At 47.6% G+C, this 25,245-nt stretch carries 18 protein-coding genes; 13 read left to right on the top strand and 5 right to left on the bottom strand.

Going from position 1 to position 25,245, the window contains the following annotated elements; translation table 11 throughout:
* The first annotated feature begins 37 nt into the window (after nucleotides 1-37).
* From J2Z66_RS17760 to J2Z66_RS17715, 10 genes are all read left to right on the top strand, one after another.
* Entirely contained in the window at nucleotides 38-1,351 is a 1,314-nt protein-coding gene (locus tag J2Z66_RS17760; protein WP_209972796.1) for an ABC transporter substrate-binding protein, read from the top strand.
* Between the two features lie 98 nt (nucleotides 1,352-1,449).
* Nucleotides 1,450-2,322 (top strand): carbohydrate ABC transporter permease, encoded by an 873-nt coding sequence (locus J2Z66_RS17755; protein ID WP_209972795.1) that lies wholly within the window; start codon nucleotides 1,450-1,452, stop codon nucleotides 2,320-2,322.
* A 97-nt stretch (nucleotides 2,323-2,419) separates the two neighbouring features.
* Nucleotides 2,420-3,154, top strand: coding sequence for a carbohydrate ABC transporter permease (locus J2Z66_RS17750; protein ID WP_209972794.1), 735 nt, complete (start codon nucleotides 2,420-2,422; stop codon nucleotides 3,152-3,154).
* A gap of 110 nt (nucleotides 3,155-3,264) precedes the next feature.
* On the top strand, nucleotides 3,265-5,322 hold the full coding sequence (locus J2Z66_RS17745; RefSeq protein ID WP_209972793.1) for a hypothetical protein: 2,058 nt from the start codon (nucleotides 3,265-3,267) through the stop codon (nucleotides 5,320-5,322).
* A gap of 89 nt (nucleotides 5,323-5,411) precedes the next feature.
* A complete protein-coding gene (locus J2Z66_RS17740) occupies nucleotides 5,412-6,092 on the top strand; it encodes a PIG-L deacetylase family protein (RefSeq protein WP_209972792.1) in 681 nt (226 codons plus the stop codon).
* A gap of 615 nt (nucleotides 6,093-6,707) precedes the next feature.
* A complete protein-coding gene (locus tag J2Z66_RS17735) occupies nucleotides 6,708-7,916 on the top strand; it encodes a M24 family metallopeptidase (RefSeq protein WP_209972791.1) in 1,209 nt (402 codons plus the stop codon).
* 71 nt (nucleotides 7,917-7,987) lie between these two features.
* On the top strand, nucleotides 7,988-9,754 hold the full coding sequence (locus tag J2Z66_RS17730; protein ID WP_209972790.1) for a sensor histidine kinase: 1,767 nt from the start codon (nucleotides 7,988-7,990) through the stop codon (nucleotides 9,752-9,754).
* On the top strand, nucleotides 9,751-11,307 hold the full coding sequence (locus J2Z66_RS17725; protein ID WP_209972789.1) for a response regulator: 1,557 nt from the start codon (nucleotides 9,751-9,753) through the stop codon (nucleotides 11,305-11,307). Before J2Z66_RS17730 ends, J2Z66_RS17725 begins: the two co-directional genes overlap by 4 nt.
* A 132-nt stretch (nucleotides 11,308-11,439) precedes the next feature.
* Nucleotides 11,440-12,033: a hypothetical protein gene (locus tag J2Z66_RS42710; RefSeq protein ID WP_245375640.1), complete on the top strand. Its 594-nt coding sequence runs from the start codon at nucleotides 11,440-11,442 to the stop codon at nucleotides 12,031-12,033.
* A gap of 46 nt (nucleotides 12,034-12,079) precedes the next feature.
* Nucleotides 12,080-13,864 (top strand): ABC transporter substrate-binding protein, encoded by a 1,785-nt coding sequence (locus J2Z66_RS17715; RefSeq protein WP_209972788.1) that lies wholly within the window; start codon nucleotides 12,080-12,082, stop codon nucleotides 13,862-13,864.
* Between the two features lie 154 nt (nucleotides 13,865-14,018).
* On the opposite strand, the gene J2Z66_RS17710 is transcribed toward J2Z66_RS17715, so the two are convergent.
* A complete protein-coding gene (locus J2Z66_RS17710) occupies nucleotides 14,019-14,291 on the bottom strand; it encodes a hypothetical protein (protein WP_209972787.1) in 273 nt (90 codons plus the stop codon).
* 180 nt (nucleotides 14,292-14,471) lie between these two features.
* Between J2Z66_RS17710 and J2Z66_RS17705 the strand changes: the two genes are divergently transcribed.
* The gene (locus tag J2Z66_RS17705) at nucleotides 14,472-14,879 is read left to right on the top strand and encodes a CHRD domain-containing protein (RefSeq protein ID WP_209973090.1); all 408 of its coding nucleotides are present in this window, start codon (nucleotides 14,472-14,474) and stop codon (nucleotides 14,877-14,879) included.
* Between the two features lie 170 nt (nucleotides 14,880-15,049).
* On the top strand, nucleotides 15,050-15,925 hold the full coding sequence (locus tag J2Z66_RS17700; protein ID WP_209972786.1) for a metal-dependent hydrolase: 876 nt from the start codon (nucleotides 15,050-15,052) through the stop codon (nucleotides 15,923-15,925).
* A 241-nt stretch (nucleotides 15,926-16,166) separates the two neighbouring features.
* On the opposite strand, the gene J2Z66_RS17695 is transcribed toward J2Z66_RS17700, so the two are convergent.
* The 4 genes from J2Z66_RS17695 to J2Z66_RS17680 form a co-directional block, all read right to left on the bottom strand.
* The gene (locus J2Z66_RS17695; protein ID WP_209972785.1) at nucleotides 16,167-17,219 is read right to left on the bottom strand and encodes an ABC transporter substrate-binding protein; all 1,053 of its coding nucleotides are present in this window, start codon (nucleotides 17,217-17,219) and stop codon (nucleotides 16,167-16,169) included.
* A gap of 208 nt (nucleotides 17,220-17,427) precedes the next feature.
* The gene (locus J2Z66_RS17690) at nucleotides 17,428-19,017 is read right to left on the bottom strand and encodes a helix-turn-helix domain-containing protein (RefSeq protein ID WP_209972784.1); all 1,590 of its coding nucleotides are present in this window, start codon (nucleotides 19,015-19,017) and stop codon (nucleotides 17,428-17,430) included.
* A gap of 337 nt (nucleotides 19,018-19,354) precedes the next feature.
* Nucleotides 19,355-19,621, bottom strand: coding sequence for a hypothetical protein (locus tag J2Z66_RS17685; protein WP_209972783.1), 267 nt, complete (start codon nucleotides 19,619-19,621; stop codon nucleotides 19,355-19,357).
* A 139-nt stretch (nucleotides 19,622-19,760) separates the two neighbouring features.
* Nucleotides 19,761-22,652, bottom strand: a complete 2,892-nt coding sequence (locus J2Z66_RS17680; protein WP_209972782.1) for a glycoside hydrolase family 31 family protein — start codon at nucleotides 22,650-22,652, stop codon at nucleotides 19,761-19,763.
* Between the two features lie 424 nt (nucleotides 22,653-23,076).
* Here J2Z66_RS17680 and J2Z66_RS17675 point away from each other — a divergent pair, with 424 nt between their 5' ends.
* Nucleotides 23,077-24,870, top strand: coding sequence for an alpha-L-arabinofuranosidase family protein (locus J2Z66_RS17675; RefSeq protein WP_209972781.1), 1,794 nt, complete (start codon nucleotides 23,077-23,079; stop codon nucleotides 24,868-24,870).
* Nucleotides 24,871-25,245 lie beyond the last annotated feature (375 nt).

The raw sequence follows: 25,245 nt of genomic DNA, 5'->3' as shown, positions 1-25,245 counted from the left end.
AAGCGCTTTACACACACGTATATAAGGAGGAGTTAGTTTGAAGAGGAGAAGCGGGGTCACATTTCTTATTATGCTGCTTATAGCAGCCATCACGCTCGCAGGCTGTTCATCCGGAAATAAGGAAGCAGCAGGAAGCACCAGTCCAGCGCAGACAAATACACCAGAAGCCAGTAAGACTCCTGATAAAAAGGAAAAGGTTTCCATTCGCCTCGCAACGGCCATGGAGCCTGCAACCTTGGAGCCTTATAAAAGAGTGGTTGACCAGTGGAATGCTGCCCATCCCGATATAGAGGTGAAGCTGGAGAATACGGCCTATGTAGAATACTGGAAAAAACTTCAAGTTATGACTGCTTCCAACACGATGCCGGATGTTTGGGTATTTACGCCGGGCTTAGGAGCGCAGTGGCAGGAGAATGATATGCTGCTTCCGCTCAATGATTACATCAAGGATGACGCTTCATTGAATTTGGAAGACTTCCACAAGATGATGATTGATTACTTGACCTATGAGGGAAAAATTTATGGTTTTCCGTATGATGTTTCAGCACAGGTATTGTTCTATAATAAAAACCTTTTTGATCAAGCCAAGCTGGATTATCCGACCAATGACTGGACACTTGAAGATGTGAGAGCAGCAGCTAAGAAGCTGACCGAGCTGAAATCGGACAAAGGAAAAGTATACGGCCTACTGTCCACCATGGCAGCAGATTTCACAGGCGATTCTTACTTCCGCGCTTTTGGCGCTACGATGGTTACGCCTGAGGGCAAGGTAGGGGTCAACAATCAAGGGGGAATCGATACCCTGCAGTTCTTTAAAGACAATATGGATATGGGCATTACACCAAAGCCTGAGCAAGGGAAGTCGAACCGTCCGATTTGGCTCAATGGGCTTGCAGGCATGATGGCAGACGGAGGTTGGGTGATCCCTTCCTTCAAGGATGTTCCTTTCGAATGGGATATGGTTAGAGTACCAGCCGGTCCTAAAGGACAGTTTACTACTGGCCTGGGCGGAGCCTTCGTCATTAGCAAGCAGACCAAGTTTTCTAAGGAAGCCTATGAATTTCTTAAATTCCTGACAAGTACCGAGAGCCTGAATGAGATTATTACCAAAACAAATGCAGGTGTACCCGGACGTATTTCTTCTCAGGAAGGGCTGTCCCCATTATTGAAGAAATATGCGGAATTGATTGGAACAGCTACTCCTTATCTAGCAAAAAATGGAATCCTGGAGCTGCAAACCATTGTTGGCAAAGAAATTGAGCAGGTATGGTATGGCACGAAGACACCTCAAGATGCAGTAAAGGTTATGGAAGAACAGGGAAATAAAATTTTCGAAGATAAGAAAAAGTAAGCAAAGATAAAAAAGCAAAGCAAAAGTAAAAAAAGCACGCAATGCGGCGGGCGGGTATAAGAGCCTGTCCGCCAAAAAAATGGAAAGGGGAGGCTATGATGAACCGCACCTGGGGACAACTCTCAGCCTATCTATTTATACTCCCTTCAATGATCTGTTTTATCATCTTTGTTCTTGTGCCTGCTGTAATGGGCCTTGGTTTATCGTTCTTCCAATGGGATTTAACGTCGCCGATCCGCTATGTAGGACTCGACAATTGGGCGGATTTCATGAAAAACAAGGAAGCCATCGCAAGCATCCGAACAACGCTCTTGTTTGTCATCATTTCGATTCCGCTAACGATAGCTTTCGGACTTCTTCTGGCGCTTTTGGTCAACAAGCTGCCTTTTGGGAAGCCTGTGTTCCGCTCTATTTTTTTTATACCTGCTGTCACTTCCATGGTTGCCATGTCCGTAATCTGGGGAAACATGTACACGAAGGACACTGGACTCATCAATTATATGCTAAGCTTGTTCGGCATTTCTCCTGTTGGCTGGCTATCGGGCTCTTTTACAGCAATTATTGCCGTTATCATGTTCTCCTTATGGCACTCAGCCGGCTACAATATGCTTATTTTTCTAGCGGGTCTGCAGTCTATTGATGAAACGCTGTATGAAGCCGCCAAAGTGGATGGCGCAAGTCCCTTCTATGTGTTTCGCAAGGTGACGCTGCCGCTGCTTTCTCCAACTATGTTTTTTATTGTGATTACATCGGTGATCGGCAATTTGCAAACTTTTGAAGCTGTTTATTTATTGACAGAGGGAGGACCCGGTTACGCTACGACAACACTGGTTTATTTTATCGTAAATGCGGCCTTCAAGGGGTTCAATATGGGGCTTGCGGCAACGATTTCTACTGTTCTGTTCGCGCTGATTGCGATCGTCACGCTAATTCAATGGAAGTTTCAGGAAAGGTGGGTGCATTACAATTAAACCAACAAGTTCACTGGCTATTAGTCTCTTTGGCAAATATGCGCTCACGCTTGTTCTGGCTTTGTTTTTTTGTGCCCCGTTTCTGTGGATGCTGTCTTTGTCGCTAAAAGGGCTGGATGAATTCTATATATTCCCTCCCAAGCTGCTGCCTGCTGTTCCACAATGGTCTAATTTTGTAGAGGTATTCAAGCAGCTTTCACTTCTGCGTTATTTGGGAAACAGCCTTTTCGTATCGACCACGACTACTGTGCTGCAGCTTGTGCTGGCTTCCTCTGCTGCATTTGCTTTTGCAGTGCTTACGTTCAGAGGAAAGGCCTTTCTGTTCGCCTTGTTTATATCCAGCATGATGGTTCCAGGCTCCGTTGTTCTGATTCCACTGTTTATGATTACGCAAAAGCTGGGGATGATCGACTCGTACCTTGGACTCATTCTGCCGATGCTGTTTTCGGGATATGGTGTGTTTATGATCCGCCAGTTTTTTCTCGGCCTGCCCCGTGATTTTTATGAAGCTGCGCGGCTGGATGGCTGCAGTAATTTAGGTGTTTTTGTACGGATTTATTTACCCCTTTCCGTGCCTGCATTGGCAACATTGGGAACGCTCGCTTTCATTTCCTTTTACAATTCGCTGCTTTGGCCATTGATTGTGATCAATAGTGAGGAGCTTAAGACCATTCCCATAGGCATTGCGGGATTAGTCGGTCAATATGGCTTTATTACGCCTCACCTTGTTATGGCTGGAGCTGCTATAATGGTTGTACCTGCACTTCTGGTATTCTTGTTTTTTCAACGTTTTTTAATTAATGGTTTTGTGATGTCAGGGGTTAAGGGTTAAGGCTGCAAAGTGAATGTGTTGATGATACAAAGTGCAGGTTGATGATGCAAGGTGTAGGTTGGATGATGCAAGATGTAAGTTTACGACACAAGAAAGGTGGAGGGATTTCTGTGAACTTTGAAAAATGGCTGTGGGTAGAACTGATTGGCTTCGACAATGAACAGGAGAATTACGGTGTCCCCGCTTATTTGGACAATTTAGGCTTTGTACCTGCTGCGCTTTCGCTGCTTTTCTATTCGCCCGATTTTGTGCACCTTCATGATCGCAGCGAAAAAGAGCGTGTATTTCCACCAGAAATATGTTCGTATACAGCCAGGCCGTACGGAAGGGACAGGGCGAGACAAGAGTGGACCAGTACTCAGCTCCGCGGACTTTTAAGTGAATTGCAGCAGCGTGGCGTTGAGGTATACTGCAGCTTTTTCGATTTGTTCATCTATAAGCTGGACGGAAAGTATTATAGCAGTGAATGGTGCAGCCAGCATCCTGAATTGCATGTCGTTACTAGCTCGGTCAAACGTACGGAGATGTTGAATCCGCTGGGCAGACTTGCAGACGGGACCTATTATGAGGATTTTTTTGTTAAGCAATTGGCTGCTGTTATGGAAGATTACGGCTTTGACGGCTATCATGGGGCGGATGGCTATACGAGCCCGAGAATCAGTCTGGCGGAAGCCGATTACTCGGACGATATGGTCGGTCAGTTCACGGCATCAGGCCGGGCTGAGCTCCCTTCAGAGCTGAGCGGCGACTGCGAAGGAAATGCGGAGCTGCTGCGTGCAAGAGCGGACTGGATTTGGGCGAATAAGCGTTTTGAATGGATTGATTTCTATGCGGAGCGCTGGGAGACGTTTTGGCGCAAAATAGCAGCAAGACTGCATCCGCTGGAGAAGAAGTTTGTGCTGAATTCGACGTGGACGAGGGATCCTTTTGAAGCGATGTACCGTTTTGGTGTGGATTACAAGCGTTTGGCCAATACGGGGATTGACGGTTTTGTTATTGAGGCGGGAGCAGCAGCTCTGACTTTAGGAGCAGGCGGAATGGAGTATGAGCCCTGCAATGAGTTTAAGGCGACACTGATGCTGATCAAAAGCTACGTGCCCGACACCAAGCTGATTTGCCTGAATACAATTCAGGATACGACCGAGCGTTGGGACGCCTTGCGTCATGCCCCGGCTGTGCTGGAAAGAGATATCCTAACCTTGCCGAACGTATACCGCTATGACCGTCAAGGGCAGCTGGAACGCTGTTCGTCGGGGTGGATGGGCTGTCTGGCAGACGGTATAGATCGGCAGGAATGGAAGTGGATCAACCGCCGCTGGGAGCTTGGTTTTAATGGCCAGCCTGAACGCCTGATTGGCGCCACATTCCTATGGTCGGATCAGATGCTTGCTACTGAGCTTCATCATTATATTGAAACGAGAGATTACTCCAGCCACAAATGGCTGCATACGCTTATATCGCTCGGAGCCCCTGTGTATGCCGCGGCAAATATTGAGAATCTGGAGCTGCTGACAGGGCCGGTTTTCGTAACGAATGCGCATCTGTGGCCGGAGGATGAACTGCAAAGTGTGCTGGCCTATACCAAAGGACCGGTCATTCTGATTGGCAAAATGACGGATCGTGCTGCCAGTCTGGGACTTTCTGCTGCTGCAGCTGAGCTTAATGTGGAATCTAATGAATCTAATGAATCTAAGCGCAGGGATGCTTATTTTATGGCCATATATCCAGATGGAGGCTCGTCGAAGCCAGAGTTTTTGTGGGAGGAAACGGGCAGGGATGACGCTGGGAATAGTGCTGCCGATAGCTCCACGATTGATGATGCGATTTCTTGGGTGCAAGGGCTTCATTTCTCGGCTGTAACGGATACGTTCCTTCAGGAGTGTGTGGCATGGATTGGTAATTGCTCGGAATCGCCAAAAGTGCTGGAGCAGAGCTCAAAAATAAGCGTTAATGCAATGGAAATCGATCAGAATCGCTGGCGGTTGCTCATTGCGAACGGAAATTTGGACTATAAGTCTCCCAAAATTGATGTCGGGCGGAGCATCTCGCAAATCAAAGTATGTACAGATTTCCCTGGCACGCCGGTTAGCCCGAGAGGGACCTACTTCAATGTAACGGTTCCTGGAAGAGGGACGGTCATTCTGGAGCTTGATTTCGATCAGGAATAGAAGAATAGAAGAATAGAAGAATAGAAGAATAGAAGAATAGAAGAATAGAAAAATCTAAAAATCTAAAAATCTAAAAAGGAGAGATAGATATGCTGAATATTGAGAGAGCGCTTGTCATTTGCGCACATCCGGATGATGAGGTGTTAGGTCTTGGCGGCACCATCAAAAAGATGACAAATGCAGGTATAGAAGTAAACGTGCTGATGTTCGCCAATGGTAATGAGGGCTATACAGATTTGAAGGATAAAGAGCACATTGTAGAAATAAGACGCAAGGAGCGGGAGGTTGTTAAGGATATCCTCGGTATTCATACCTACGAGGCTTATGATTATGGAGATTATGCGATCCCAGCAAATGAAACGACCTATAAAATGTGCTTGCAGGCAATCCGCAAATACAAGCCAGATATCGTCTTCACTCATTACTGGCGGGAATATAACACGCATAAAGCGGTAGCCTCAATCGTCAGTGACGCTTTCTGGCAGGCGGGCTGGAACGCATCGCTCGACCTTGGGGAGCCGTGGAAGGCGAAATCGCTGTATTATTTTGAGGTCATCGAGCTGTTGGCACACGTTTCCCATATCGTAGACATCGAAGCTACCTTCGAGGCCAAGATGGAGGCAATGAGAGCATATGCTTCCCAGTGTACCGTTGTGTCCGGGGCGCTGCAGCAAATTGAAGGAAAAGCGTTGATGCGGGGAGCACAGGCGGGAGTCAAATACGGAGAAGCGTTTCTGAAAAGCATAGATAAGCCAGAGGTTATAAAGTAGCTGTCCGGCTGGATTTACGTAAAAGCAAGCTGGTAGCCAAGCAAGCCAATAGCGTGCGGATTACGTCCAGCGTGTGCTTGACTTAACGATGTTTTTCATCGTTAAAGTAAGTGTTTCAGCTCAATCCGTCACGTTAATGATGATTTTCATCGTTAAAAGAGGACGGATGGCCTCTCAGGGTGGTTAAAAGGGATTTTAATGATGTTTTTCATCGTTAAAGTAAGGATTGGAGCGGAACGGATGCTTTTAACGATGAAAATCATCGTTAAAGTAGCAGGTCCTCTCGGTTGTACACGCTGTCGGGGCCGTTCTTCAGCCCCAGCTGCTGGAGCCCTCATCCCTTCCCTCCGAAACGCACCTGCGTCACCAACACGTACTTCAGAGGACACCACAAGACGGCTTTTTCACCTGAAATCGGTTATGGGCCGAGAATACCTGCAATGTGCAGGAAAATAGTTACTTGGAGGGGTCTTTTTTGGCCCCCGTGGCAGGTTAGGCCCTTATTGGCGTGTATTTGTCCACAGTTAAGCGACTGCCTCAAAAGGTATACGTTTAATTAGCCAGTTCCAGATGTAAGCCAGAAAAAAGACAGCATAATCCAGGAGGGGTATCTACATGATTAAAATCCAGAAAGCAGAATTTAAACAAAGAATAGAGAAACTGAGAACGCGGATGAGCCAAGAGCAGCTGGATGTCTGCATTATTTATGGAGATGAATACAGACGGGAAAATTTGCGGTATGTCAGCAACTTCTGGGCGCTGTTTGAGCGCGGCGCTTTGATTGTTCCGCTTGAAGGGGAGCCGATCCTGCTGGCTGCTCCGGAAGGGGAGATGATTTGCCGGGAAACGAGCGCTTGGGACGATATCCGGGTCATTCCCGATTTTGCCTGTGTGACGGTTCCGGAGGAAATTGAATACCCGAATGCTGCGTATACAAGCTTCCACAATGTCTTCGAAGAAATACGCCAGGCAGCGCCGCTGAAGAAAGCCGGCATTATAGGCATGGATGCGATGTCGCATCAGGTATTTATGGCGATGGCAGACAATCTGCAGGGATGTGAAATCGTTGACGGCAATTTTCTGTTGACGGGAGCACGTCTAATGAAGTCAGCAGACGAAATTGCTTGTCTGAAGGAAGCGGCACGGATTGCCGATGCCGGCTACAAGGCGCTGCTGCTTGCTGCCAAGGTAGGAGCAACGGAGCATCATTTGGCAGCGGCGGCACATGAGGCGGCTTATCGCGAGGGAGCGGAAGTAGTTCCTTTTTGCCTTGTATCAAGCGGTGAGCGCGTAAATACGATTATTGGACGGGCGACGTCCAAGAAGCTTGCCGATGGTGATATGGTGATGGCGGCGTTATCCGTTCAATACGAAGGCTATATTGCCACGATCAACTTTCCTTTTGTCGTAGGAAACATGGCAGAGCAGCAAAAACAATTTATCGAGCTGCTGATCGGCGCTAATGAGGCTGCGAAATCCAAGCTTGCTCCAGGCGGCAAGCAGTCTGAGCTGGTTAAGGCTGTTAAAGACTTTTTTCGCGCAAGCGGGGTGAGCCAGTACGATCTGTATCCGCCGCTGCATGGCTGCGGAGTAGCTGAAGCGGAATCGCCGTATCCGAACGAGGCGTCCACAGAGGTGTTCCAGCCAGGCATGACCGTCAACACGGACATCAGCTTGTTCGGCCATCCTGACGGCTCCAACCGGATTGAAGAATCGTTCGTCATCACGGAGACTGGCTATGCTTCCTTATCCGCTCTTGTTCCGCAATTGTGCGAGCAATGGAAGGAAAGCGGCAGCATCGAGCCATCCAGCATCTCCCTATAGACCTTCTATTGACAAGTTCTTTGTAGCAGGTAGACTGAAGGTAAGATTGCCGGGCAGAGGGGGAGCTTGTTATGAGATTTCGTATAAGACCGGGCAGGATCAGACTGTCATCAAGAAGTCTCATGACGCAAATGGTCGTATATTTTTCTTTAACCGTGCTAACCCCTCTGATCATCGTCATTATGATAAGCTACTCGGCCTTCACTACGAACATTGCCAACAAGACCAAGCAGCTTATTCAATATGATACGAATCATGCGGTTGAATCGATGGATACTTTTTTTACAGATTTTACAAGGCTTACTGTCAATATTGTCAAGGATGAAGTTTTATGGGCGCTGCTTGAGAAGGGGCGGAAGCTGGATCCGGACAATCCATATGAGCAAGGTGAGAATATCAGTAAAATTAGAGAGCTGCTCAGCGGCTATAAATACAGTCAGGAATATTTGGCGTCAATCGTTCTGCTGTCCAAATCTGGAGAGGTATACAATTCCACCTCTGGCACCGATTTAATGGTGTCCGACAGTACTCTTATTGATCAGGAACGGTTGTATCATTCTCCGGGATATCGGGATTTTGAGGAACGCAAGCTGCTTAGGGGCAGCTACCGGTTTGGCGATCAACATTGGATTCACCTGAGCCAGATTAATGACCCGGTCCAGTTTACGGAGCATTTTGGGACACTGATTTACGAAATTGATATTCAAATGTTTGAACGAATTTTTCGCGAGAATCCCCAGCCAGGGTCCTCTGTGTATGTGTTCAATCAGAGCCGTCAGCTGCTGTATCAGCAGGGAAATGCACTTGACCCGCAAAGTCTGCTGCATGTAAAGGAAACAGGCACAACCGATTTGATGAAGGACAATAAGAAATATGTGGTTGTAAGCCAAAGCTCTAATGTGACGGATTGGCTCGTATATGAGGTCGTCCCTTATGAACTGATGGTGAAGGAAGCTAGTGATTTGCGGAATAAATCGATTTTACTTGTTTTGATTACTTATGGGTGTGCGCTAGTGATTACGATGATTTTGAGCCGTCAGGTCATAAGGCCGCTTAAAAAGATGATGGTTGCTATGCGTCAGCTAGGCTCTGGTGCGGCCTTAGGGGAAATGGAAGTAAGAGGCCCGGCAGAAGTAAAAGAGATCACAGAGCGGTTCAATATGCTGAATCATCAGATTCGCAGCCTGATCGCTGATATTATAGAGGAGCAAAAGAAGGCGAAGGAAGCTGACCTGGCAGCTCTGCAGGCACAGATTAATCCGCATTTTTTATATAACACACTGAATTTGACCGTGTTTCTTGCCAGGAAAAATAAGACCCGTGAAATTGAAACCTTGACTACCTCGCTCATTGAACTGCTGCAGGATTCTTTAAAATCCAAGCGGTTGGTGACGACATTAGCCAGTGAATTAGGCCTAATCGAGCATTATGTGAGGCTGCATCAGTTCCGTACGGAGTTCGGAATCCATTTGAACATTGAGGCTGATCCCGATTTGTTGGGCGTCTTTATGCCGAAGTTTTTACTGCAGCCGCTGGTGGAAAATGCTATTTTTCACGGTATTTATCCCAAAGAAGGTCCGGGAGGCATTCATATTAAGGTGGAGCGTGTGGGGGGCACCTGCCAGATTCGAGTAATCGATGATGGGGTGGGCATTCATGACAAGCTGAATCCGGGCACGCGCCGCGCCGTCGGTTTGGACAATGTGAGGCAGCGGATAGCCCATCATTTTGCGGATGGAGAATCCGATGTGCAAATGTTCAGCAAGCCGGGTATTGGAACTGTGGTTGTTATTATTTTTTCGCTAGCTAACAATGAAGGGCTGGGTGGCAGCAGATGAAATCCGTGCTTATCGTGGATGATGAACCGTTCGTGCGGGCAGGGCTCAAAGAAAGCATCGATTGGCAGAAATTTGGCTACGATCACATCTATGAGGCTGACAATGGGCTAAAAGGACTTCATGATTACAAACGTCTGCAGCCCGATTTAATTGTTACGGATATCCGTATGCCGATCATGGATGGGATAGATTTCTGTACAGAAATGCTGAAGCTGAATCGGGATGCGAAAATTATTGTGCTCAGCTCCTATATGGACTTTGAATATGTACGCCAAGCTTTTAAGCTTGGTGTTATTGATTATTTGCTCAAGCATCAGATGACAGAACAGCAGCTGGCTCCCATCCTGCTGCGGCTGGAAGAAGAGGACAAGAAGCGGGGAGGCTCCTTCAACAGGCTTGGCAAGCAAGCTTATTTGCGCCACTGGCTGGCAGGAACGCTAAGCGCTGTGGCAGAATCTCATGCCGAACCCTACAGCTTCAGCGCTGAGGATCATCTGCAAATCATAAACATTCAAATTGATGATTACAAATGGATCAGGAAGAGCTCCACCTTATGGAGAAATCCTGCAGAGATGGAAGCTCGTGCCGCAGCAGTCGCAGAAGAAGTATTGGCCTCATACAAATCGGATATTACCGAACTGCATGAAGGCTCTTTGTTTGCGATTATTGCTTTTTCTAACAGCTTAAGCCGTTCTGAGGCCCATACACTTGCAGTTCAGATTACTCATAAGCTGCAGCAAAAATTACAGAGCGAGCTGGGTATTGCAGTTTCAGCTTTGTATCATCCGCTGCTCGTATCTGTCGATAAGCTTCCTGAATGCTACAAAAGGATGAATGCCCAAAAGGGCCATTTCCACTGCAGGGGGGATATCGATGCGTACGGATCTGGCTCCGTTCAGCAAGCAGGGAGCGGGACGCAGCGTATCGATTTGGCAGAATGGAAAAATAATTTGCTTCAAGGGCAGTATGCCTGGTTGACAAAAGAATTGAGAAACCTCTGGCTGCATAAAGGGCCTGGCCTGAGTGACAACGAAATCCGTATGTGCTTCAGTGAAATTGTAAACGCCTTGTACAATGAATTTCAGGCTGCCTCACTGTTACCTTCCAGCGAGGGGCTTTTGGATGTTTCAGTAGAGCATTTCAATACTTTCGAAGGTCTATATGAATGGTCAGTTTCATGTGTGGAGCAGTTGGAGCGCCTATCCTCAGCAGCTGTGAAAAAAGCAGGAAGCAGCAAAATCCGTTCGATCCAGCAATATATCGATGCTCATTTACATGAGGACCTCACCTTGGATGCCATGGCCGAAAAAATGCATTTCAACAAGATGTATTTATCCGATCTTTTTAAACAAGCAGTTGGAATTACCTACACGCAGTATGTCACTGAGGCACGTGTGGCTCATGCCCGGCGGCTGCTGACACAATCCACGCTTTCCATTCAGGAAATCAGTGAGCAGGTGGGCTTCAATGATGCTGCCTACTTCATTAAAACTTTTCGCAAATATACGGGGCAGCCCCCTTTGAAATTCCGTAAGCAATCTGTGAAACAATGATGAAACAATGAGCGTTTATCTATATGTTCAGACCAATTTATGGTATAATACAGCAGAAATAGCGCCAAGCAACAAAATGGTATTTATTTCCAATTGGTTTTTTTGAATATTTTATCAGGAGGAATGATTGTAATGCAAGTTACCAAAAAAATACTTACAGTGCTCACCTTGGCAGCCATTGTTTCTTCAACGGCAGCTATATCCTCAGCCTCAGCAGCTGATGCTTACGCTGGAGAAATAAGCCAGAAGCAGAATGCGGTAAGCAGCTTGCAGGCGGATCAAGCTAGGCTTACAGCGGAAATCGAAGCTGCCAAGAGCAGCGGTAATTCTACGCTGGCTGAGCAGAAGCAGGTTCAACTCCAACAAAATGGAGCAACCATGATCCAGATTTCGTCCATGGATATTGAGACGGCACTATTAATGGTCCAATCCCAAAGGACGCAGCTTCTTGAGAATCAATTGAAATTACAGATTGAGGAAGTTCAGAAACGGAACCAGCTGATTGTCGAATTAAATACGCAGCTCGCAGAGGCTCGTAAAAACGGAGATGAAACATTGGTTAAGGAGTTGCAATCAAAAATAGATGCTGCAGGGAACAGCCAGCAGATGGATATGCTTAGAATGCAATCATTATCAAATAAGCGTAATGAAGCTTTTGATGTCATGACTAATTTTGTGAAAAAGATGCAGGAATCCCGTGCAAGTATTATTGGGAATATGAGATAATTCATCACCACGAGATGTCTTGTGATAAGGAGAAATAGGAGAAATTATGATACCGAAACGATTTTTTCGATTTAATTATGCAGTAACGATTCTGTTACTTTTCACCCTACTCATTCCGGCCTATGCCGGTGCGGAGACGAACGGTTCTGATACTGGGAAGAAACCAGCTGCGATTCACATTGGTGCGATTCTTCCGCTAAGCGGTGAACTTGCATCCAAAGGAAAGATCGAAGAAACAGCAATTTCGCTAGCCGTGGATGAAGCGAATGAATATTTGGCCAAAGCCGGAATGGATTATCAGCTCCAGCTTAAGGTAATCGATAGCCAGAACGATCCGGCAGAGGCACTGAAGCAGGCAGAACTGCTTCGTGCAGATGGAACGCACATTTTTATTACCGGCTCCAGCGCAGAAGTTTCTAGTTTAAAAGCGTGGTCGGATGAGCAGGGTACGATAGTTATTAGTTATGGCAGTACGGCGCCATCACTTGGTGTAGCCAATGATGGGATTTTCCGGGTAGTGCCAAGCGACCGTCAACAAGCGAATGCACTTGCTACTTTACTGGAGCAGGAAAATATGCGTCACATCATACCGGTGTACCGCAATGATATTTATGGCAAAGAGCTGTCAGAGCTGTTAGTGAAAGAGTTCGGACAATTTGGCGGGACAGCATCTGAGCCTGTTGTCTATGAATCGAACACGACTGATTTCAAATCGGTGATCGAGCAGATTGAAGTGCGGCTGAAAGCATCCAAGGCAGATCGCTCAGCAACAGGCATTATGCTGGTTTCCTTTGATGAAGCTAATCAAATTTTCAGTCAGGCCGGGCAGACCAAGCTGGCTGAGCAGACGGCTTCCTTGCAGGATGTTCGCTGGTTTGGTTCAGATACGTTGACGCTTAGCCCCTCCCTGTTAGCGAGTGAGAAGGCGGCTCTTTTTGCAGCTGCTGTGAAGCTTACCGGGGTTACATTTGGTATTGATTCTAATCCTTTGTATACAGATGTGAAGGCTAAGCTTGAGAAGAAGCTGGGTGCAGCGGTTACCCCAGAAGCTATTTTTGCCTATGATATTCCATGGATGCTGGCGGCTGTGTTTCAAAAGATGGACAAGCCGGGGGATGCAAAGGAATTAAAGAGCGAGCTAGTGACGCTTTCTGGAGCTTATGCAGGGGCGACAGGCTGGATGGTGCTGGATGAAATGGGTGACAGGCGCTACTCGTTATACGAAATCTGGCAGGTGCAGAGCGATTCCCTGTCTTATGATTGGGTGAACCTTGGCAAGTACCGGAGAGATCCTGGTTTACCTGGCTACATCGTTTCTAATGATTTCAATAGTAATAGTCCGGATGGTGGTGCTGTTGCGGGCTTAATTACTGGCTTTGAAGGAGTGGAATTTGATCCGAATCGGAACGTAAGCCGTGACGAGTTCACCTATATGCTGGCGCGTGCGCTGGATTTGCAAGGTGAAGGAGCAGAACTTGCTTTTACGGATGCGGAGCAGATCGATGCAAGAGCACGTGACGCTGTAGCACTTGCTGTGAAGAACGGCATCGTCAACGGCTACGAAGATGGCGGCTTCCATCCGCAGGCTCAAATCAGCCGCGCGGAAATGACGGCGATGGTCGTTCGCGCGCTGAAGCTTTCCGTTACCGAGGTGGCCAAAACCTCCTATGCGGATGATGCTCAGATCCCCTCTTGGGCAAGAGGTTATGTGGACGCAGCGGGCAAGAATGGAATTATAGAGGCCGCTGACGACAATCGTTTTGGCCCGAACGAGCTGGCAACCAGTGCGGAAGCAACGGTTATGACCTTGCAGATCATGAAGCTGAAGTAATAAGATAGACGCCCTTCCTGGGCGTCCTTTGAGGAGCGTGTTCGGGACTTGGGTGCGTTACGGAGGGAATGGCTGTGGGCTCCAGCCGCTGTAAAAGATTTGTTCCCTTGAATGAATGGATGTGGAGGTTGGAACAAATCTTTAAATGCGGGCGCTATCGCGCTTCCTCCCACACCCCCTCCCTCTTCTCAGCTACAATCGTACGAATCGCACGAACACCAAGCTCAAACGGACTGCCAGCAAGGTGTTTTTCTCTTGGTTGGAGGAGATTTCCTGGCAGACCAAGCCGCTGGGGCTGAAGAACGGCAACACCAGCGTGTACAACCGAGAGGACCTGCACTTTAACGATGATTTTCATCGTTAAAGTAGCAGGTCCTCTCCACATTCTTACTTTAACGATGAAAAACATCGTTAAGTGAAGAAGCATACGCTTAATTCCGGGGAGGTGGGCTGCTGAGCGGCTTATCTGTAATGTGCCGAATTAAAACAATTCATAATTTCCATGCCCATTCTCATTAAACATGCGCAGTTTTATTGATTAATGTACAAACCCTTTTCTTTCTTCGGAAATATGATGATGTATCTTGAAGAAAAGGAGTGAGTAGTCATTAAAACCTTCATTGCATGCTTAACGGGTAGGGAAGAGGTCCCCCCAGTACGAACTTTAGCTTCTGGAGATGCTATTTTTCATCTTAGTAGAGATAAAAAGAGATTGAGATTCCAGCTTGTGGTCAGAAATATCGCGAACGTAACACAGGGGCATATTCATCTTGGGCCTAGAGGAGTTAATGGTCCCGTTGTCGTTTTCTTGTTTGGTCCATCTAAATTTGGCATCTCCGTGAGAAAAGGAGTCATTAGAGGCGTAATAACCGCAAGTGATTTGGTGGGACCTCTTGCAGGTAAATCATTGGCCCATCTCATCAATGAGTTTCAAAAAGGTAACGCCTATGTAAATGTCCACACGGTTCAAAATCCAAACGGAGAAATTCGAGGCCAAATTAAAACTCAAAAGTAACCCTGAATGATCCTGAATAATCCCAATAACCCGAATAAACCAAACCACCTAAATAATCGATTTTAAACACATTAATAACATAATGTGTTTTTTGTTTTTTTGTGTTTTTTATGTGTTTTAGTTGCCGTGTTTTGTCGCATTGTGCAGGGAAAAGCTTTATAATTATCGTTATGGATACTATTACTCATACATTGTTCGGATTAACCTTATACGCAGCTGTTGACCGCAGCCAGATGACGGTAAGGGAGAAATCGGCTCTACTTTTCACCACGGTAACGGGCTCACAAATTCCTGACATTGACGTTATCTCCTCCCTATGGGACACAGCTGGCCGCTATCAAATGTGGCACCGTGGCTTGACTCATTCCTTGTTTATGGTGCCGGTCTGGGCTGCTTTCATTGCTGCTATGCTTCGACTTTTTTGGAAAATCAGAGGGTGGCGCTGGTACTTGATGGCAGCTCTGGCCGTATTTATTCACAATACCAGTGATCTGTTCAACGCTTGGGGGACCGGTTTCTTTGAGCCCTTTTCCTCGGCACGCATCACCTTTGGAACGGTACCGATTGTCGATCTTGTGTTCTGGGCGCTGATGCTCGGTGGCTGGTTGTTTGCACGCTATTGGCACAAGAAGCAGCGGGGTTCCGTCCATCGCATCTATCGTGTAGTCTGGCTCTTGATCGTTCTACATGTGGCGATTCAATCAGCCCAAGGGGCTGTTCTGTACAAGCAGGCTGCCGAGCATAACGAGCAGGTGGCTTTGTCCGCAGACTTCATTCCTGGCCTATTTACTGTAATTACTAAAAATGGCGATAGCATCGAGCTTAGCAAAGCTTCAATCTGGAGTGGCTCCAAGGTGGAAACGCAATTAACGAGCCATGAAAATGCTGATTTAGAGCTTCTGTTCAAGCAGAATCCGAAAGCTGAGACGCTGTACGAATGGTCCCCCTTCGTGGTTATAGTTGATGATGATAAGCGTATGGGTTTGTATGATCCCCGATTTTACCGTAATGGAGCTTCTTTTCTTTTCGAGTATATACCCAAATAAAGAAGTGAAGACAGTTGCAGAATATGGAAAAGAAGCTGATAAGCAATTATCGGCTTCTTTTTTTAACTTTAAGATTGGAAAATGGGGATATAATTTCGATTAATGCACTGCAGATTATGGGCTGCTATGGCGGATCAGGCAACCATTTGCAACCATTTCATGCATCGCTGATCAGCAAAGAAAGCAGATTCCGCGGTTGGTTACGCTGAAATGTCTGGATCATCAAGCGGTTGAAGTAACCTTATTTCTTGAATTTCTCAAGGAGCAGCCTTGTTTGCTCCTCCATTTGCTTCTCGATCGACAGAGGATCTCCGGGAAGGAAGCTTTTGACATCAACCTTGATGACGCGATCTTCCTTGACGACTGGCAGGCTGCGCCAGACCGGAGCATTCTTGAGCTCCTCCTCCAGCTTGCTGTTGTCACCGTCCTGCCAATCGTACACGGTCAAGAAGACGTAATCGCCGATATAATCCGGCAATGTCTCAAGCGAGACCTTCAAGTACGAAGGCTCCTTATCGATAACCGCCTCATGCACCTTGGGTGGGGCCTTCAGCTGCAAGGAATTATAGAGACTGAAGGTACCTCTGCCGAACAAATTCCCAAAAATCATAATTTCCGACTTCGGCCATGCTTCCATCACGGTGAACGTGACATCCGGGCCGATAACATCGGCCAATTGCTTGCGGTATTGTTCGGCCTTGCTCTCGTATTGGGCAATCCACTGCTCAGCCTTCTCCGGCACACCGGCGATATCGGCAATTTCCTTCAGCTGGTCGAACATTGTCTTGGAGCCGTAGCTTAACACAACGGTAGGCGCTATTTTGGACAGCTCCTCGACATTTTTGTTATCATCGGCATTGTTCTGTTGAACGATGATCAGATCGGGACTTAAGGTCAGCGTCTTTTCCAGCGAGATCGTATCGCCCAGATCTTCCACACCCTCCGTCAAGCCAAGCGGTTTCAGAAAGGACGAGTCCTCGAATTGAGTTAATTGCGGTTTGGTAGCGCCTACAGGCTTCATGCCTACGGCAAGTAAATGCCCCATGAATTGATTGACAATTATGCGTTTAGGGTGTAACGGGATGGTGACTTCTCGTCCGGCGTAGTCTTTAAACACACGGGTTTCCAGTTCTTTCGGCTGCTCAGGTGTTGGTGCTGCTTGTCCGTTAGCGGTCGACTCCGGCGTAGGCTCCGCGGCTGTTTCTGCTGGTGACTGGGCTCCGCAAGCTACCAGCAGCATGACCAGCAGCACAAGGGCCGCGGGGAGGGAAAGAAATTTGAGGGACAGTTTCATTATTTTTTCTCCTTATATGATAATGATTATCAGTTTCGTTTACTAGTATAACCAATGCATGCCCCTATGAACATAGAAGATTGTGCCCAACCGCCATGGATTATGGTGCCTCCACCGGTCACCGCAGAACTTAAACGCTATTCCTACCGGACCGAAGGTCACAAGATATAATAAAGCTGGACTTAGCAAACAACAGGTGAGGGGATTATTATAATCCGAAGATTGCAGGCGCCGCCGCTAGAAATTTCGCTTGCGAGAAAGCTGAGTAATCGAACCATGGCCAAAAGGCGATGGGAGTAACCTTGCTGCTGAGCATGGACGCTTGCTGTTTCCACGGCTCTGAATGCTGCAATCTTTCCCATTGGACCTGGATATCTTCCCCACGGGGAAACATCAGCAAAATACGGTCGGCGCCGAATTGTGCCAGTTGTTCAAGCTCCACAGTTTCACGGTAATCTATCCCGGCGGACCAGCCTGCAGGCAGCAAGCCCAGATCCTCGTATAGAACACCGGCCACCGTTTTGCTTCCATAGACATTGTATCCTTCCTTGTTTAAATGAACGACAAGTACCGTCTCTTGTCCTGCGATGCTCTGGAACCGCCTGCGTACTTCAGCAGCCAGTTTCTCATACTTGCGCAGCCACGCATCCGCTTCCTGGGTCATGTCCAGGAATTCCGATATACTTCGCAGATGCCCCCGCCAATCGTCTTTCCCCCAAGGGACGAACAATGAAGGCGCGATCGCGCGGATGCGTTCCTGTTCCTCCGGAGGCAAAAATGCATCAACACCAATAATGTAATCAGGCTGAGCCGCGCGAAGAGCTGCCAGATTAAACTCGTAATTATGACTGAGCTCCGTAACAATATCAGTTTGATACTTACGCCGGTACAAATCTGTCCAGCCTTGGTCCATGGGCGCAGCGAACGGCACGATCTGGAGAGCCAGAAGCTGGCCAATATTCGGGAAGCTGTATGCTGCAATACGCCGCTCCCGGTTGCGAATATAGGTGGCCGGAGGGATGCCTACCTGCTGCTTGAATTTACGGATGAAATAAAACTCATCGCTGTACCCGACTTGTCTGGCAATTTCGCGCAGCTTCGGCTTGGAAACTTCCATCAGACGTCTGGCCTTATTCATCCGAAGCTCTGTCAAGTAGTCCATAGTGCTTATGCCATAAGATGATTTGAAAAGCCGCATATAGTAGTATCGGCTAAGTCCTGCCAACTCGGCCAGCTCATCGATCGTAATATTCCGGTCGTAGTGCCGCTCCATATAAGCAATCGTCCGCAACAGCGCCTCTTCGGCAGGCTTTGCTTCTGAGCTAGCTTCTTCCAGCAGAAGGCCAAGCAGCTCATAAAAGACGGCTTGGGCCTTCATTCGCCCACGCATGCCTTCGCTTCGCCAGTCCAAAAGTGCCCTGCAGCTCAGAGCTTCCGCTGTCGCAGCATCCGAGAGAGAAATGGACCCCTGGAGCAGGAAGCTGCTGCTGCCCTTCGTTACCTCCAATCCCGCCACCAAACCGTTTTTGTCCTCAAGCGTATCGAACTCCATGACGAACATATTGCCGTCCTTAGACGGAGTAATACTAAGCAGATCGCCCGATAGGCAGATGAACGCACAGCCAGGCTCAAGCCGCAGCAAACTGCCGTTGACAGTCATCTGTGCTTCGCCATCGACATTCACCAGCAGCAGGTGGGAAGACAAGTAGCCTAGAGAGTAAAGCCAATCGCCGGATTGAACTTTCTCGATGGATCGCAGCTTGAACCAAAGCGAATCGATTCGTTGGAGCTCATTCATGACATAGCTCCAGGTACACTATGAAATCCGGCTGTTCATGCTTTTGGCGGTATATAAAAGGATAGTTCGAAAATTTTTCCATCAGTTGCCTCCATCCATACAGAATAAATGAGAAATATTATCATTTATAGAATAACGAAAATGCCTTGTTTTTTCAATTCAGTTTTGGCATCTGAAAAATCTTTATTTCAATTTATCTATCACAAAACCTTAGTTCGATAATGTAAAGTAGTTTGTATATGGGAGCCTTACCTGCATAAAAAAAGCGCAGCGCCGTTTTAGGCGCTGCGCTTTTTTTCGGTATACGCTTCATTCCACAACACAAGCACGCCTCGCTTTACACCTCCTGCTCGAACTCACGGGACAAAGCTTTGGCGCGTTCAGCATCTTTTTTCAGTACTTTGAGTTGAATGGTGTTGCCGACCCCTGGAGATGTTGTTGATTTCACCCCTTGAGCCTTCAGATAGGCCTCAAGCCGATAAATCCGATCGATTCTTGCTCCGGCGTCTGACTCAACGACCGTCCAGCGCGAGTTGGCCCGAATAATTGCGATAATAATTGCGATGACAACAACGACTGCAATAATGATCCATAGCCATTCCATAACAGGCAGCACCACCTAAGATAAAATGAAAAAAGCCCTTTTCACTTATATCTATTCAGGCGGCGGTTGATTTCATGCCAATTTTTTGTTTGCAAACAGATAATTTATGGTAGGAGCGCGATCATGCAACGCCACATGATTAACTGCTGCCTTTAAAGGTAACAGGAGGTACACCCCAATATTTGCTGAAGGTTCTGGAAAAATAAGGAACATCGGTAAAGCCTGTGGCGGCAGCGGCTTCATGAACCTTCAGGCCAGCTTCGAGCATCTCTTTTGCTCGTTCCATACGCTCTTTCAGCGTGAAATCGGTAAATGACAGGCCGGCTTCCTTGAGAAATAATCGGCTTAGGTGAGAAGGGTGAGAGCCAATTTGTGCGGCTATTTCGTACAGTGAAAGCTTTTTTGCGATGTCCCGCTTGACGATGGCAATTGTTTCACGGACTGCGGGATGCAGGGAAGGCATGACTGGTTCACAGGCTTGCTGAATGCTTTGAACAAATAGCCGCTGCAGCAGATCAAGCCCTTGGTTCGGCGTTGTGACGTTCTGGAGCATAAACAGCGTGTCCAGATCTTGGCCGAAAACATCTTCAGCGATCCCGCCGTGACGCTCGGCATGGCGGATAGCGAGCAAAGCCGCATTCAACAGATGAAGCCGCCATTTTCTGGGCACAGCAGCTTTGATTAATAAACGCGTCCACCAGTCATCCAGAGCAGCCTTCATAACCTCAGGATCGCCATTGTTTAAGGCAGTATGGAGTACTGTCAGCGGGTGTAAAGTTGAGTTTACCGCTTCTTGATCGGCAGCGTGGAAGGATTCCAGCATCTCTGTCCGGTTCTTCGTTTTGCGGGAAGCTGAAGCTGGATAAACGATCTCAATTTGCAGCGAATCCTTGCGGGTAGTTTCTTCCGCATGAAGCTGTATCGTTCCTGCACGCCTGGTATATCTCCAACCGGAAGAAGCCGAATTTGTCCGGGAAGGGTGCTTTTGTTCGAGTAGTGGCTTGCCGTTTATAGAAATACTCAGTGGTTTGCTTTCCGTGTGAATGACCAGATCATAGCTGCGGTGTGCAGGCATCCCGTTATAGGTTCCAATCCGCCGGGCAATGTCGACCCGTGTTCGTTCTCCATCTGCTTCGCAGCGAATGTGTGTGACTGCAATTTGTTCCTCCGTATACTGAAGGGTCTCGCCATCATCCTCGTACAGAACAAATTCACTGTATTGATGTGGGTACACATGTAAGGTAAGACATTCCACTTTCTTGTGACCGATGTAATCCATATCTGGCCAATAAGGAATAATGGCACCCGCGCGAATGAATAACGGGCCCCCGGTTCCGTCCGGAATGGTGTAATTCAAAGTTTGCAGTCCATTGTAGCGCTCGCCCGTCCAGTAATCAATCCAAATACCAGCAGGCAAATAGACAGGTTTCGAAAAAGCTGCCACAAGCAGGAACTCGCCCAGCATGTATTGATGCTGAAGCTCCCGGCAGTTTGGATCATTCGGATACATGAGCAGCATCGCCCGTACGACAGGCAGACCAGTGCGGGCAGCTGCGTGTGCAGCAGCATACAGATAGGGCATCAGCCGGTAGCGGAGCTTGGCGTATTTCTGAAATAATTTTCGCATCGAGTCCTCAAGCAGGTAAGGATGCCATAAGTCAGACCAGTTGTTGACTTGCGCCCATGTCTGTAGAAATCCTATATGAATGCCTTCTCGGGTACTCAGGTCCATGTTGATCGTTGTATGGCTATGTCCAATAAGACCGTATCCTAAGACAGCAACCAAGGCCTCATCAATTCTTCCATATTGGCCCGAGGGTGTCGCAGCGAACTGCTGGATACCGGTATAACCAACTTTCGTATGTACGATAAAAGGCCGCAGTCCTGTCTGATGAAGGAATACGTCGTGTATCTTTTTTACCAGTAATACCGGGTATAGATTGTGCTGCTCCTGTTCCTCCACTCCCAATATCAAAGGAGGCTGCTGATGAGCTTCCCAGTCGTCGGATTCAAGTATTTGAAAGGAATTTGCTCCGTCAGCTATTAATGCTTGAGGGCGTTCTTCGCTAGAGGCAAAATCGTAATCGTAGAAGGACCGCAGACTTAATTTGAAACCGTGAATGGTTAAGGTATCGATGAACGACATAGGCCTGTAAGAAGAACGAGCTGGCATGGGAAAACGATCGGGATGCCACTTATGATTAGCGGAACCATCGTCGCCAGTCTGTGACCATCCGTTATTAAGCACCATCAGATCGCAAGGAATATCGGCTTCGCGAAATTTGAGGGCGTCATGAATAATATCGCGGGCATTCGTATTTTCATTGCCGATAAAAGAAAGACCGTAGGCCCATATAGGTAATAATTTAGGCTTGCCGGAGATGTTCGTATACCGGTCCAGCAGCTCACTGAAGCTGCTGCCGGCAAATAGATAGAGATCAAGTTCCCCCTCCGGGCTTGTTAGGCTGAATACATCTTTATCTGTGCAGCCCAGATCGAACTCATGCCGATGGGTGGTGACGAGCATAAGGCCCCAGTTTCGGCTGCTCATAACGAAAGGAACAGGAATATAAGGGTAAGTTCTATTGCACCACATATCCGCTTTTTGTCCACGCTTCTGTAAACGGCCCTCCATAGAGTCACCGATTCCATATAAGACTTCTTCATCGTGTAGCATAAATGTAATGCTGAAACCGGCGGGGACATCGCATTTTGGCGCAGCTAGGGTGCCAAGGAGCTCCTGTCCGCCAGGCTTGATGAAGCGGAACTGGCCGTCCCTGGTGTCGATGGCTAGTCCAGCTTGTCCGGCTTGTATGTATACCATATGAGCGGATCGATCTGCGGCAAATTCGCACAGAGCATCGGGATGACAAACAATGCCGCTGCGTATTAGCGCAGGTTCGGTAAATTGTCCCGAGCTGTTCATCCGGATCCGGAACGTATGGGGGGCAACAGGATAAATTCGCATCCATCGTCCATTGCTTAATTCAAACTGTAAAGCGGCATCTCCACTTCGGGATGTTCCATTCATGCTATCCCTCTCCATTCATCGTTCCATCATCGACTGCTCAGCAACTCGTTATCCATCTACATCCATCATCAACTCATCATTAATCCATCTACATCCATCATCAACTCATCATTAATCCATCTACATCCATCATCAACTCATCATCAATCCACCATCAATCCATCATTAATCCGTTATCATCCCATTATACTTGTATCTGCATTAATCATACTGTAAATATGATGAAAAGTCATTAAAATTCATGTGAAGATGTCATATGGCATGAAAAGTGGGATTACATAAATTCTTATTTGAAAACAGGATAATGTCATGATTATTACATAGAACGATACGGGTCCTGCTGATAAACTACATATGTCAGCGGCATTGAATAAGAAAAATAAGATTAAATGAATAATGATGAAAAGAGAAAAGGAGATTTAAGATGACATATCGGGTGGAGATTAGTGAAGGTCAAGGGGTGAGCGTTTCAGCGGGGATTATGGGGTCCAATCTGGAGATGGGCATTTTTACGAATCGGGTGCTGTTATCGGAGCGTCTTGATAATCCCAAGTTTGCTGGTCCTGAAGGGCCGAGTGGCATTGCCCCGGGCTGGTTGCCACGCGGCCTTCATTATGGTCCTGGACAATATAAGCTCGTTCAAGGTATGGGGATGAACGGTGGAGAGGCCCAATTGGTGCTTGTTTATGCCGATCGCTCCAGTGGTTCTTTATTACAAACGGGCCGCAAAATTAAGGCTGGTGAGCGCCTGGAAGCAGAAATTTGGGCGATGGTTCGTCATCAGCCTGCAACGATAGAGGTTTCGCTGCGGCCGCTTGCCGCCTCAGCCCCCGACTACTGCGTGCAGCAGCTTAAGATTGATAGTGCATATTGGAAGAAATATACCGTTGTTTTGGATTGTCCCGCCAGTGATCCAGAGGCTGTTTTTGTAGTAGCTGTCCAAGGTCCTGGAGCGGTATATTTTGATCAAATTCACTTGCGTCCGCTGAATGAGCCAGGAGTTAATCAAGAATTACAGGAGCTGATCAACTCCTTGGAGCTGCCTAATCTTCGCTTTCCCGGCGGCTGTACCTCTGTTTCTTACCATTGGCGCAAGGGAACGGGGCCGGTTCATCTCCGGGAAGTTTGCCAGGACCCGGTTAACAAAGGGCGGCTTGAATATGATTTCGGCTTTGAAGAATACTTGGAAATGTGCTGCAAGCATGGTATCCAACCGTTCCTGGCGATTAATATCGGTACGGGAACACCTGATGAAGCCGGGGAGTGGGCTCAGTATTGTACGGATTGGTATAGTCAGCGAGGTATAGAGCCACCGGTTATTTATTTTCAAATGGGTAACGAGCATTACGGCAGGTGGGAGCTGGCTCACATGGATGCAGCGATGTATGTGCAGGCTCTGCAAGCTTTTGTTCCGCGTGTGCGGCAAGGCTACGCAAAAGCACGAATTGTTGTGTTGGGTGAGCCTATCTCGATTGGCGTATGGCAGCCGGATTCGCTGTGGCGCGAAGAAGTGTTGAAGGAAGCGAAAGAGCTGTTCGATGTAATTTCGCTCAACCGCTATAAAGGCCAGTGGCATGTAGAGCCTGAGAAGCAAATGATTAATGCAGCAGATAGCGCCCAAAAAATAGTTACAGATTTGCGCGAATTGATTGCCGACTGCCGTAAGCATGGTTCATCAGCACGGGTTGCGCTAACGGAGTGGAATTATTGGACGACGGCCTCTCATTGGGACGGCAAGGATTTCTACGAACCTGATGATGTTCGGCATGGCATGTTTTATGTGGGGATGATTCAGGCCCTTGCCAGGCTGGCTCCAGATATGGAAGTAGCCAATTACTATCATTTAATTAATATCATGGGCATGGTTCGTAACGATAATAGTGAGATATCGGAGACTTCGATTGCCAAGCTGTACCGGTTGTATCGCCCAGTGTTTCCAGGGGAGATGGTTCCAGTGAAGCTGGAGCAGCCGGAATGGGAAGATGGGGCTCAGATGGTGGACGCTTTCGCGATTCGCAGTAAAGGATCCTTATGGCTGTATCTCAGCAATCGCTCATCCTGTCGATCGGCCAAGGTAGAGCTGCCTTCATTAGAATGGCGTTCGGCTAACAAGATGTCTGCGAAGGATACAAACTCCCCTATGGAGATAACGGAACCTCCCTCTGCAGGAGCTGCTGTGGAGCTTCCACCACTTTCACTGATTCGGATTGAATTCTAGCTTTGAACTTTGAACTTCGGGCTTCAGACTTCGAACTTCGAACTTCGGACTTCGAACTTAAGGGGGTGATGACAAAGGGCTTATAGAAAAAAGTGCTGATACGAAGTCGGGGAAATGAAATTAAAAAAGAGGCTCAACCTAATAATCAGTGCTTGACAGTCAAGCTAACATTCGATGGCGGTTAAATGCTACGAAAATGCCAGCTTTATAGCAGCCCGGTACTTGTCATAGCTATTTTCATATCGGCGAGGGTAACACGTGCGCTAATGGTCACCGTAGTCTAAGCTTGCCCCACAACGTTTCCGGAAATTTACAGTAAGAATCGATACGTATCCAAGACGTTGCGAAACACTTGGAGCCCCCTCCACAGCACCT

The sequence above is a fragment of the Paenibacillus eucommiae genome, assembly GCF_017874215.1.
GTDB classification, from domain to species: domain Bacteria; phylum Bacillota; class Bacilli; order Paenibacillales; family NBRC-103111; genus Paenibacillus_AI; species Paenibacillus_AI eucommiae.
Note: the sequence above shows the minus strand (reverse complement) of the source record. Positions and strands in the feature narration are given on the sequence as shown.

Excerpts from the sequence above, each read along its gene's own strand:
- J2Z66_RS17755 (WP_209972795.1), top strand. The coding sequence starts at position 1,450 with ATGAACCGCACCTGGGGACAACTCTCAGCCTATCTATTTATACTCCCT.
- J2Z66_RS17740 (WP_209972792.1), top strand. The coding sequence starts at position 5,412 with ATGCTGAATATTGAGAGAGCGCTTGTCATTTGCGCACATCCGGATGAT.
- J2Z66_RS17735 (WP_209972791.1), top strand. The coding sequence starts at position 6,708 with ATGATTAAAATCCAGAAAGCAGAATTTAAACAAAGAATAGAGAAACTG.
- J2Z66_RS17730 (WP_209972790.1), top strand. The coding sequence starts at position 7,988 with ATGAGATTTCGTATAAGACCGGGCAGGATCAGACTGTCATCAAGAAGT.
- J2Z66_RS17725 (WP_209972789.1), top strand. The coding sequence starts at position 9,751 with ATGAAATCCGTGCTTATCGTGGATGATGAACCGTTCGTGCGGGCAGGG.
- J2Z66_RS42710 (WP_245375640.1), top strand. The coding sequence starts at position 11,440 with ATGCAAGTTACCAAAAAAATACTTACAGTGCTCACCTTGGCAGCCATT.
- J2Z66_RS17715 (WP_209972788.1), top strand. The coding sequence starts at position 12,080 with ATGATACCGAAACGATTTTTTCGATTTAATTATGCAGTAACGATTCTG.
- J2Z66_RS17710 (WP_209972787.1), bottom strand. The coding sequence starts at position 14,291 with ATGCTTCTTCACTTAACGATGTTTTTCATCGTTAAAGTAAGAATGTGG.
- J2Z66_RS17700 (WP_209972786.1), top strand. The coding sequence starts at position 15,050 with ATGGATACTATTACTCATACATTGTTCGGATTAACCTTATACGCAGCT.
- J2Z66_RS17695 (WP_209972785.1), bottom strand. The coding sequence starts at position 17,219 with ATGAAACTGTCCCTCAAATTTCTTTCCCTCCCCGCGGCCCTTGTGCTG.
- J2Z66_RS17690 (WP_209972784.1), bottom strand. The coding sequence starts at position 19,017 with ATGAATGAGCTCCAACGAATCGATTCGCTTTGGTTCAAGCTGCGATCC.
- J2Z66_RS17685 (WP_209972783.1), bottom strand. The coding sequence starts at position 19,621 with ATGGAATGGCTATGGATCATTATTGCAGTCGTTGTTGTCATCGCAATT.
- J2Z66_RS17680 (WP_209972782.1), bottom strand. The coding sequence starts at position 22,652 with ATGAATGGAACATCCCGAAGTGGAGATGCCGCTTTACAGTTTGAATTA.
- J2Z66_RS17675 (WP_209972781.1), top strand. The coding sequence starts at position 23,077 with ATGACATATCGGGTGGAGATTAGTGAAGGTCAAGGGGTGAGCGTTTCA.